The organism is Finegoldia sp., assembly GCF_046991905.1.
Taxonomy (GTDB): Bacteria; Bacillota; Clostridia; order Tissierellales; family Peptoniphilaceae; genus Finegoldia.
In genome coordinates, this window is sequence record NZ_JBKWZF010000001.1 from 63,880 (window position 1) to 74,136 (window position 10,257).

Below are 10,257 nucleotides of genomic sequence, written 5' to 3' on the forward strand. Positions count from 1 at the left end.
TGTTAATTTGGTATTATTAATTAAAGAAAACCTTATTATTAATTAGGAGGGAATTTTGAGTTTAAAATATAAAAGAGTTCTACTAAAATTAAGCGGTGAAGCTTTAAGTGGAGACCAAGGACACGGATTAGATGATGACATTATAGAAAATATTTGCGATTCTATAAAAGCTGTTCATGAGGAGGGATTAGAAATTGCTATTGTTGTTGGTGGTGGAAATTTCTGGAGAGGAAGATCATCTAAAATTGATAGAGCTACATCGGACTCAATGGGAATGTTAGGAACGACAATAAATGCTTTGAGATTACAAGCATCTTTGGAAGCAAAAGGTATTCAAACAAGAGTACAAACAGCAATAGATATGAAACAAGTTGCAGAACCTTATATTAGAAGGAGAGCGATAAGACATATTGAAAAAGGTAGAATTGTAATTTTTGCTGCAGGAACAGGATTACCATATTTTTCTACTGATACAACAGCTGCGTTAAGAGCAGTAGAAATTAACGCTGATGTTATTTTAGCAGGTAAAAGAGGAACAGATGGTATATACGATTCTGATCCTAATAAAAATAAAAATGCAATCAAATACGATAAACTTACTTATATTGATATTTTAAACAAAGGCTTAGGGATAATGGATGCAACAGCGACATCACTTTGCATGGAAAATAATATGGGATTAGTGGTTTTTGGCATAGATGATCCTAAAAATATAATTAGAGTTTCTCATGGAGAAAATATTGGAACAATTGTTGAGGGGGATAAAAATGAGTAAACAAATTTTAAAAGATATGCAAGAAAAAGCGGATAAGACTTTACATGCTTTAAGAGAAGACTTAAAAACTGTAAGAGCTGGTAGAGCTAATCCTAGTATATTAGATAATATTATGGTAGATTATTATGGAACTGCTACACCTTTAAAGCAGGTTGCTACTATTTCTGCTCCAGAAGCTAGATTACTTACAATTCAACCATGGGATAAATCTATAATGAAAGAAATAGAAAAACAAATTCAAGCTTCTAACCTAGGGATAACTCCTTCTAATGACGGAAATATTATAAGATTACCATTTCCGCAATTAACAGAAGATAGAAGAAAAGAATTAACAAAAGTAGTTAAAGAATATGGAGAAAAATCTAAGGTAACCATAAGATCTATCAGAAGAGACTCTGTAGATGATGCAAAAAAAATGGAAAAAAATGCCGAAATATCTGAAGATGAATTACATGTTTTACTTGATGATATACAATCTTTAACAGATAAATTAACTAAAGAAATTGATGGTATTGTTACGGATAAGGAAACAGAATTAATGGAAATCTAAAAATTTATTTAAATCTAAAAATCTATTCTAATTATGAATAGATTTTTTTACTTACAAATAAATACATACAAAAATAATTTAGATACAAATCAAGAAACATAAATTATGACAAAAATGTTACAATTATTACTTTTTTGAAACTTATTTGTAACTTTTTTGTTGAAATTACTTGACTTTTTTTTTCATTTATTTTAACATTAATTTAAGATATATTAGGAGGAAATTAATATGAACAAAAAAGGACTTGGCTTATCAATAGGATTAGCTTCGGTCATAGCTGTGGGAACTTTTGTATCGCCTTATTTAAGTTCTACAACTTTACAAGGAAAAAATAACATCGTAACTAATGATTTAAAATATTCAGCATATATAAATAATGATGTAAAATTATCTCCTCAAGTTGATAAAGAAGTAAAAGAGAAAGCTCTTAATGAAATAAGAAATTCACAAGTAAGAAACGTATTAAATGATTCCAATAGAATTGTATCAAAAAAACAAGCAGAAAATTCTAAAAATAATATTAATACAGACATACAAGAAGAAGTATCTCATCATAAGGAAATAAAAGTTTCTGAGAACAACGTTTCTACATACAAAAAAATCAATGTAAAAGTAGATTCTAAGAAAGATAAACCTTATAATAAAAAGGTAGATTCAGAAGCTAGTGGGAAAGTTTCTGAAAACAATGAAATTTCAAGACCTCAATTAAAGAAGGAAAAGTCTGAAGTTGCATCATTGACTCTTTCTAGAAATTTTGATAACGAAGAAGAAAAGATATATTCAAACATAACAAAATCTACAACAGGGGATTTATTTGTAAGAGAAAAAGCAAATAAAGAATCTGAAGCAATAGGTGTATTATCTAAAGATACTAAGGTTGTTGTTAAGGATGATAGTAATAAATCATGGGCAAAGATTGAGTATAATAACAAAGACGCTTATGTAAGTAAAGATTATTTAGCAAAAGATAAATCAGAACAAAGCAATAATGTTAAAAAGATTTCAGAAAGCAAGAAAGATAACAAAAAATCAAAAGACACAGTAAGATCTAATTCCACTAAAACACTCGAGAATATGTGGGTTATATCTCCTGTATATTTGAGAAGTGGCAAATCTATTAGTTCTGAAAAATTAGGTGTATTGGATAAAAATACTAAAGTTTTAGGGAATGTGGAAGATGGATGGTTTAAGACTTCTGTTAATGGGAAAGAAGGTTTTATCAGCTTAAAATATTTACAAAATAAAAAAGCTGAAGAAAAACAAAACGGAAAAATTCAAATTTCAGAAGTCAAAAACAAAGAACAAGTACAAAGCTCAAATGCTATTAATTTTGAAGGAACTAGTTATACTGGATATGTAAAAGAATCTGTTAATGTAAGGGATAAAGATAGCATGGATTCTAGTATTATTTCCATATTAGAAAAAGGAACTAAAGTTAGTGGTATTAAAGGAAAATACTGGTTAAAAATTTCAGAAGGAAAATATATTTCAGTAAATTATATTCAAGATAATAAAGTAGATTCAAATCAAGCAAGGAATGCTGAAGTAAAAGATTCTTTTACTAAAAAATCAAAATCCAATAAGGTAAGAACGAATGAAGGTGGTTCTGGAAGTGCGGTAGCCCAAGCTGCATATAATTATTTGGGAGAAAGATATGTATGGGGTTCTGCTAGACCAGGAGTTGGATTTGATTGTTCTGGATTAACAAGTTATTTGTATAATAAAGTATGTGGAATTTCTCTTTATAGAAATTCAGCAGCCCAATCTAATAATGGATATCCTGTAACTAGAAAAAATTTAAAACAAGGTGATTTATTATTTTTTAGTACAAATGGATCTGGAAGCATTTCACATGTTGGTATTTATGTTGGTAATGGAAAAATGATTCATGCCTCTACACCATCAACAGGTGTTATTATTTCAGATATTGATTCTAACTATTATTCTAGTACATTTGTAACAGCTAGAAGAATTCTAAATTAAATATATAAGCTATTAGTATTTAATGCTAGTAGCTTTTTTTATTGGACTAATTGATTGTGATTGTGATATTATAGAATATATAGATGTACGAGGCGCATTATGAATTTAAATTTTTCTAAAGATAAAGTTTTAGCTGGTATTGCAATAATTCTTTTAGCTGGTTTTGGTTTTTACAAATCTAATACTGATAATTTTAATGAAAATCAAATTCAAGGAGTTGTTGATTATAAGTCAACAGAAAGCAATAATGAGCAATCACAAGATGAGATTTCTAAAAAAGAAGATAATTCTATTAACATGTGTCATATTGATGGTTGTGTTAATAAACCAGGAGTTTATTCTTTTAAAAAAGATGATAGACTCAAAGATATTATTGAACAAGCCGGTGGATTTAAACAAGATGCTGATACTAAAAGTGTAAATTTGGCAATGAAGTTAAAAGACGAGATGAAAATTTACATACCATCAAAGTCAGAATCTGCTAAATCAAAAGACAATGAAAGTAATAATTTTGGTATAGTTAGTTCGCAAGATAACAGTACACAAAATTTAGTTAATATAAATACTGCTGATATTACTAAACTCCAAACATTACCAGGTATAGGGCCTTCTAAGGCAAAAAAAATTATACAATTTAGAGAAAAAAATCAATTCAAGAAAATTGAAGAAATTAAAAATGTAGATGGAATTGGTGAAAAAACTTTTGAATCATTAAAAAGTTTGATAACTATAGATTAAAGGAGATAAAAATGTTAGACAAGAAGTACAAAACAATAAGCCCAAAAGATGTAAAGTTAACTGAATTCACTCAAACTGCTGGATGCGCTGCAAAAATAGGCCCAGGAAAGTTAGCAGAAGTGTTAAGTCATCTTGAAAAGGTAAATGATGAAAACTTAGTAGTAGGACTAGACACAAGCGATGATTGTGCCGTATATAAAGTAAGAGATGATTTATGTTTAATTCAATCTTTGGACTTTTTTACACCAGTTGTAAATGATCCATATACATTTGGTCAAGTAGCCGCAGCAAATTCATTAAGTGATTTATATGCTATGGGATCAGATCCATTGTTGGCTTTGAATATTGTTTGTTTTTCAGATTGTATGAATCAAGATATTTTAGTTGAAATATTAAAAGGTGGAGCTGATAAAGCTAAAGAAGCAGGATGTCTTTTAGTAGGTGGACATACAATTCAAGATGATGAACCAAAATATGGATTATCCGTTACTGGAATTAATCATCCAGATAAAGTTTGGGCTAATTCAACAGCAAAAGTAGGAGATGTTGTTGTTTTAACTAAAAAACTAGGTGTAGGTATTGTGAATACAGCTATTAAAGGTGGAATGGAAAATGAAAAATTATTTGATGAAGTAATTAAGTCCATGTCTACTCTAAATAAATATGCCAAAGAAGCGTGCGATGGATTAGAAGTTCATGCAGCAACAGATGTGACTGGATTTGGGTTGTGTGGTCATGCTCTAGAGATGGCTAAAGGATCAGATTTAACAATTGAAATTGATTCTAAAAACTTACCTATTTTTGAAGGGGTAGAAGAGTTTGTTAATTTAGGACTAGTTCCAAAAGGAGCATATGATAATAGAAACTTTATAAGAAATGATGTTAAAATAAGTAAAAATGTTAGTAGTTTCATAGATGATTTAGTGTTTGATCCTCAAACATCAGGTGGATTGTTAATTGCTTTATCTGAAGAAGATGCTGATAAACTTGTTACCAAACTTCATGAGTCAGGACAAGTTGGAAGTATTATAGGAAGAGTAAAAGAGAAGACAGATCATTTTATAGAAGTAATTTAATTAATCTTATGAAACTTAGAATTCTGTTAGTTTTTCCGCCTAATGTGTACAAAGATGAAATTATTTTGAACTTTTCTAATGATGAGAATTATGAAGTTTCTGAATGTTCTACAATTTTTGATGCACTTGAAAAACTAAAAAAAGGTTACTATGATTTTTTACTTTGTGATATGAATTTTTCAGATGGAACGGGATTGGATTTTAAAAAAGAAATTGGTAAATTATATTCCATTCCAACAATCTTTGTAAGTGATGAATCGGATGATATGAAAAAAATCTTAGCACTAGAATATGGAGCAGATGATTATGTAGTATATCCATTTAATATGTTGGAGCTAAAAGCAAGAATTAGAGCAGTTTTACGAAGAACAAAAACAGATTTTGACAATGATAATAAATCAAATATCTTACAAATAGGAGGATTTGAGTTTAATTTGATATCAAGAACTGTAAAAAGGTATGGTAAAGATATTGAATTAACCGGAAGGGAATTTGAGTTGTTGTATGCACTTGTTTCTAATAAAGATAAAGTTCTTTCGAGAAAGGAATTAGCTTCAAAACTATGGGAAGATGCACAATCTCATATTAGAACAGTTGATGTTCATATAAAAAGATTAAGAGAAAAAATCCAAGACAATGAATCAATAATAATTAGGACAAAATGGGGAGAAGGATATTACTTCTCATCAAATACAAAAGTTTAAACTGCTTTATTTAAAGCAGTTTAATTATTTATGGAGGAAATATGTATCAAACAGATATACCTAAAAAAAATCAATTAATTGCAAATATAGTTACAAACTTAGGCGAAATACAAATTTGTTTATTTGAGGAAGATGCACCACAATGTGTAGAAAATTTTATAACTCACGCGAAAAAAGGATATTATAATGGAACTGTATTTCATAGAGTTATAAAAGATTTTATGATTCAAGGTGGAGATCCTCAAGGAACTGGATTTGGAGGAGAAAGTATATGGAATGAACCTTTTACTGATGAATTTTCTGATAAATTAAAAAATATTAGAGGTGCATTATCCATGGCTAATTCTGGGCCTAATACTAATGGCTCTCAATTTTTTATCGTACAAAATACTGCAATAAGACAAGATTATATAAAATATCTTGATGAATGTGATTTAAATGAAGAACAAAAAGAATATTATAAAAACAATGGTGGTTGTTTTTGGTTAGATGGTAAACATTCGGTATTCGGTCAAGTTTATAAGGGGATGGATATTGTAGATAAGATAGCTAATGTAGAAACTGATTTTTCAGATAAACCATTAGAAGATATAGTAATAAAATCTATTGAAGTTTCAAGGAATTAATATGCATCAATATAAAGGAAAGTTAATAGTGCATACTGGATCTATGTTTTCTGGAAAAACATCTAGTTTATGGAAAGAAGTAAATAGGTTCAGGATTGCTAAATACAATGTAGCTGTGTTTAAACCAAGGATGGATTCTAGATATTCAAAAGAGAAAGTTGTAACACATGATAAAAATGAAATGGAAGCAATTAATGTAGACGATATAGATGATATAGTTGACTATACAAAAACTCACGATGTTAATGTAATTGCAATAGATGAGGTACAATTTATAAATTCAAAACCAGATTATTTTGTAACTCAAATTAATTATCTTTTAGAGAAGGGATTTACAATAATCGCTGCTGGACTTGATATGGATTATAAAGCAAAGCCATTCCAACTTGTTAAGGAATTATTACCTATTTGTGATTATGTAGAAAAACACCATGCTGTATGCGCTATATGCGGTAATGATGCATGGGTAAGTTATCGTATATCGGATGATAAAAATAGAATACAATTAGGAGCTAGTGAGGTATATATGCCTTTATGTAGAAAGCATTATATAGAGAAAATGAACGAAAAGAAACTATCTAAACTTCAAACAACTTATTTAAATAAAAAAGAGAAAAACACAATTTAGTTAACTAAATTGTGTTTTTTCTTTATTCGGGATATATTAAATTTTCTTTTTTTATTGAGTTTAGAACTTTCAAGTATTTTTTTGAATAATATTTTGCCATATCAAGGTTCATGTCTGAATAATTACCGCAGTCTTTAGCTGATTGACCAGGAATATTGCCTTCGTAATCTAATATAAACTCGAATAATTCTTTTATTAACTCAACAATGTCTTCAGACTTTTTATCTCCAACTAAAATAAGGTAGAAGCCTGTTCTGCATCCCATAGGACCAAAGTAAACAACTTCGTTCTCAAGTTTATTTCTTAAAAATGTAGCTGCTAAATGTTCGATTGCATGAACTTCTGCTGTGTTCATAACAGGTTCTCTATTGGGAGCTGTTAACCTCAAGTCAAAAGTTGTTAATACTTCATTATTTATATAATCTTTTCTGGATACATAAATACCAGGTAATAATTTTAAATGATCGATTTTAAAGCTTTCTATTTTATTCATAATTCCTCCTAAATAAAATTTAACGGATCTTTTTGTATTGATGATGATACAATTAATCCAATTGAAATTAAGTTAATAATTTGAAACGTTCCTCCATAACTAAAAAATGGTAATGGAATACCTGTTATTGGCATTACGCCAACTGTCATCCCAATATTTTCAAATATATGGAATAAAAACATTGATGCAAATCCAATAGTTAATAGTTTTGAGTATAAATTATCAGAGTTTTGAGAAATAACCACACATCTATAAAGCATAATTGCATATAACAAAATTAAAGCCAACCCCCCTAAAAAACCGAATTCTTCGACTAAAACTGCAAAGATAAAATCTGTTTGTTTTTCAGGAATAAAATTATATTGACTTTGCACTCCCTTTAAAAAACCCTCTCCTGTTATTTTACCGGATCCGATAGCGATCTTACCTTGTAAAGCTTGCCATCCGGTATTTGAAATATCTCTTTCTGGATGAAGAAAATTCAATATTCTATCTCTTTGAAATTGATCAAGTCTTAAGTACAAGAATGGTAAGCTTAAAACACCTAAGATAATTGCTCCTATCAAATATTTCCAATCAATACCTGCAGTAAATAACATTACAATTATTATAAAAGTATATACCATTGCAGTTCCAGCATCAGGCTGCTTTAAAATTAAAGCAACAGGGGTAAAAGCAAAAACAAGTATTTTTAATAAGGTTTTTGGTTTATTCAAACTATTTTTATTGGTTTCAATTAAATTAGCCAATGAAATAATAAGGACTATTTTCATTATTTCAGAAGGTTGGAAATTAATTGGCCCGAATTTGAACCAACTCCTAGCTCCCCACTCATCACCAACTCCAAAAAACAATACTAAAACCAACAAAACATTACAAATTATGTACATTGGAAGGTTTAGTTTTTTGATAATTTGATTGTCTAGTGACACTATAAAAAAAACAACAAATATTCCTATAATTGTAGATATTACTTGTTTTCTAAAATAGTGATTTGATAGGCTAGATCCAGCACTGTATAATACGATAAGACCATATATTATTAGAATTAAAACGCTTATAATTAGAGTTTTATCAATTTTTGATATATTTTTTTTGTTAATATTAAACATGTCTCACTTCCTCAATTAGTATTATAACATAATTAAATCTTAAGTTGTGATATAATGGTGACCTGGAGGTAATTATGAATAGAATAGGATGTCATTTGTCAACATCAAAAGGACTTCAGAAAACAATAGAACAATGTTTGAAAATAAATGCCGATACATTTCAATTTTTTCCACGTAATCCTAGAGGATCCAAATCAAGATTAATTCCAAGAAAGGAAATTGAAGATTTTCTAGAACTTAGAAATATTTATAATATCAATGATATAGTATGTCATGGAGCCTATACTATGAATCTTTGCAGTGATAGAGAAGACTTAAGAAAATTAGCAATAAGGTTAATAAATGAGGATATGAAAAAAATTCAAGATATGAATATTGATAAATATGTTCTTCATCCAGGAAGTCATAAAAAACAAGGAATTGAAAAAGGCCTAGATATGATTATACACGGTTTAAATCAAATTGATGTTTCTAATGGACAACAGATTTGTATAGAGACAATGAGCGGAAAAGGAACAGAATTAGGAAGTGATTTAAAAGAGATTGCATTTATTGTCAATAATGCCAAAATACCATTATATGTTTGTATTGATACTTGTCATTTATTCAGTTCAGGGGTTAAGTTGGATACTTTCGATGAGTACCTAGATGAGTTTGACAAATTAATTGGTATAGATAAAATAAAAGTCATTCATTGTAATGATTCAATGATGCCATTTGAAGGAAATAAAGATAGACACGAAAAGTTTGGCAAAGGATTGATTGGAGAATCCAATTTACTGGATGTAATTTTCAGTGAAAGACTTAAAGGTAGGCCAATAATATTGGAGACGCCTAATGATTTAAAAGGATATAAGATGGAAATAAATGATATAAGAGGAAAGTTTAATGAACTACAAAAAAATAAATAAAATTTTGGATGATTTAGATAGTCTATATCCGAATGCAAAGGCTGGTTTAGATTTTAATACTCCTTTTGAATTATTAATTGCAACAATCTTATCTGCACAATGCACTGATGTCAGAGTTAATAAAGTCACAGCTGTTTTATTTAAAGAACATAATACTCCTAAAACCATATTGGACTTGGGAGTAGATGGATTATCTAAATATATAAAAAGCTGTGGATTATATAAAACAAAATCAAAAAATATTATCAACACTTGTAATGTTTTGTATCACGATTACGATTCTATAGTTCCTGACAATATAGAGGAATTGATGAAATTACCAGGTGTTGGAAGAAAAACCGCTAATGTTGTTGTAAGTAATGCTTTTGATACACCTGCAATTGCTGTAGATACACATGTTTTTAGGGTAACTAATAGAATTGGAATTGTAAATGAAAAAGATGTATTGAGTACGGAAATGGCTTTAATGAAAGAAATTCCTAAGGAAAGATGGTCAAAAAGTCATCACTTATTTATTTGGCATGGTAGAAAACTATGTAAAGCACGAAGTCCAAAGTGTGAAGAATGTATACTGAATGATAGATGTAAATTTTATAATTCTTAACAAAAACTATTGACAGATGTCTTTTTTGATGTTATTATAGTGAAAATAAATCAAAGG

12 protein-coding genes are annotated in these 10,257 nt (G+C 28.8%); 10 read left to right on the top strand and 2 right to left on the bottom strand.

Going from position 1 to position 10,257, the window contains the following annotated elements; genetic code table 11:
* Positions 1-55 precede the first annotated feature (55 nt).
* The 8 genes from pyrH (at position 56) to ACLUJM_RS00375 (ending at position 7,080) form a co-directional block, all read left to right on the top strand.
* Entirely contained in the window at positions 56-775 is a 720-nt protein-coding gene (pyrH, locus tag ACLUJM_RS00340) for a UMP kinase (protein WP_094205628.1), read from the top strand.
* Positions 768-1,325, top strand: a complete 558-nt coding sequence (gene frr, locus ACLUJM_RS00345; RefSeq protein WP_412411837.1) for a ribosome recycling factor — start codon at positions 768-770, stop codon at positions 1,323-1,325. The genes pyrH and frr overlap by 8 nt, the downstream gene beginning before the upstream one ends.
* Before the next feature lie 228 nt (positions 1,326-1,553).
* A complete protein-coding gene (locus ACLUJM_RS00350) occupies positions 1,554-3,308 on the top strand; it encodes an NlpC/P60 family protein (protein WP_412411838.1) in 1,755 nt (584 codons plus the stop codon).
* A 99-nt stretch (positions 3,309-3,407) separates the two neighbouring features.
* Positions 3,408-4,046 carry a helix-hairpin-helix domain-containing protein gene (locus ACLUJM_RS00355; protein ID WP_412411839.1) on the top strand — a complete coding sequence of 213 codons (639 nt, stop codon included), beginning with the start codon at positions 3,408-3,410 and terminating at the stop codon, positions 4,044-4,046.
* 11 nt (positions 4,047-4,057) lie between these two features.
* On the top strand, positions 4,058-5,122 hold the full coding sequence (gene selD, locus ACLUJM_RS00360) for a selenide, water dikinase SelD (RefSeq protein ID WP_294684102.1): 1,065 nt from the start codon (positions 4,058-4,060) through the stop codon (positions 5,120-5,122).
* 8 nt (positions 5,123-5,130) lie between these two features.
* Positions 5,131-5,826: a response regulator transcription factor gene (locus ACLUJM_RS00365; RefSeq protein ID WP_294684103.1), complete on the top strand. Its 696-nt coding sequence runs from the start codon at positions 5,131-5,133 to the stop codon at positions 5,824-5,826.
* A 41-nt stretch (positions 5,827-5,867) separates the two neighbouring features.
* Positions 5,868-6,452, top strand: coding sequence for a peptidylprolyl isomerase (locus ACLUJM_RS00370; protein ID WP_412411840.1), 585 nt, complete (start codon positions 5,868-5,870; stop codon positions 6,450-6,452).
* A 1-nt stretch (position 6,453) separates the two neighbouring features.
* The gene (locus ACLUJM_RS00375) at positions 6,454-7,080 is read left to right on the top strand and encodes a thymidine kinase (RefSeq protein ID WP_412411841.1); all 627 of its coding nucleotides are present in this window, start codon (positions 6,454-6,456) and stop codon (positions 7,078-7,080) included.
* A 22-nt stretch (positions 7,081-7,102) separates the two neighbouring features.
* Here the strand turns inward: ACLUJM_RS00375 and ACLUJM_RS00380 are convergent, their stop codons facing one another.
* Complete coding sequence (locus tag ACLUJM_RS00380; protein ID WP_412411842.1) at positions 7,103-7,573, bottom strand: S-ribosylhomocysteine lyase; 471 nt, start codon at positions 7,571-7,573, stop codon at positions 7,103-7,105.
* Between the two features lie 8 nt (positions 7,574-7,581).
* A complete protein-coding gene (gene rodA / locus ACLUJM_RS00385) occupies positions 7,582-8,685 on the bottom strand; it encodes a rod shape-determining protein RodA (RefSeq protein ID WP_412411843.1) in 1,104 nt (367 codons plus the stop codon).
* A gap of 74 nt (positions 8,686-8,759) precedes the next feature.
* Between rodA and ACLUJM_RS00390 the strand changes: the two genes are divergently transcribed.
* Both ACLUJM_RS00390 and nth read left to right on the top strand, forming a co-directional pair.
* Entirely contained in the window at positions 8,760-9,596 is an 837-nt protein-coding gene (locus ACLUJM_RS00390) for a deoxyribonuclease IV (RefSeq protein WP_412411844.1), read from the top strand.
* Positions 9,574-10,200 (top strand): endonuclease III, encoded by a 627-nt coding sequence (nth, locus tag ACLUJM_RS00395; RefSeq protein WP_294684529.1) that lies wholly within the window; start codon positions 9,574-9,576, stop codon positions 10,198-10,200. Before ACLUJM_RS00390 ends, nth begins: the two co-directional genes overlap by 23 nt.
* Positions 10,201-10,257: the final 57 nt, after the last annotated feature.

Coding starts and splice junctions, on each gene's coding strand:
- frr (WP_412411837.1), top strand. CDS start 768: ATGAGTAAACAAATTTTAAAAGATATGCAAGAAAAAGCGGATAAGACT.
- ACLUJM_RS00350 (WP_412411838.1), top strand. CDS start 1,554: ATGAACAAAAAAGGACTTGGCTTATCAATAGGATTAGCTTCGGTCATA.
- ACLUJM_RS00355 (WP_412411839.1), top strand. CDS start 3,408: ATGAATTTAAATTTTTCTAAAGATAAAGTTTTAGCTGGTATTGCAATA.
- selD (WP_294684102.1), top strand. CDS start 4,058: ATGTTAGACAAGAAGTACAAAACAATAAGCCCAAAAGATGTAAAGTTA.
- ACLUJM_RS00365 (WP_294684103.1), top strand. CDS start 5,131: ATGAAACTTAGAATTCTGTTAGTTTTTCCGCCTAATGTGTACAAAGAT.
- ACLUJM_RS00370 (WP_412411840.1), top strand. CDS start 5,868: ATGTATCAAACAGATATACCTAAAAAAAATCAATTAATTGCAAATATA.
- ACLUJM_RS00375 (WP_412411841.1), top strand. CDS start 6,454: ATGCATCAATATAAAGGAAAGTTAATAGTGCATACTGGATCTATGTTT.
- ACLUJM_RS00380 (WP_412411842.1), bottom strand. CDS start 7,573: ATGAATAAAATAGAAAGCTTTAAAATCGATCATTTAAAATTATTACCT.
- rodA (WP_412411843.1), bottom strand. CDS start 8,685: ATGTTTAATATTAACAAAAAAAATATATCAAAAATTGATAAAACTCTA.
- ACLUJM_RS00390 (WP_412411844.1), top strand. CDS start 8,760: ATGAATAGAATAGGATGTCATTTGTCAACATCAAAAGGACTTCAGAAA.
- nth (WP_294684529.1), top strand. CDS start 9,574: ATGAACTACAAAAAAATAAATAAAATTTTGGATGATTTAGATAGTCTA.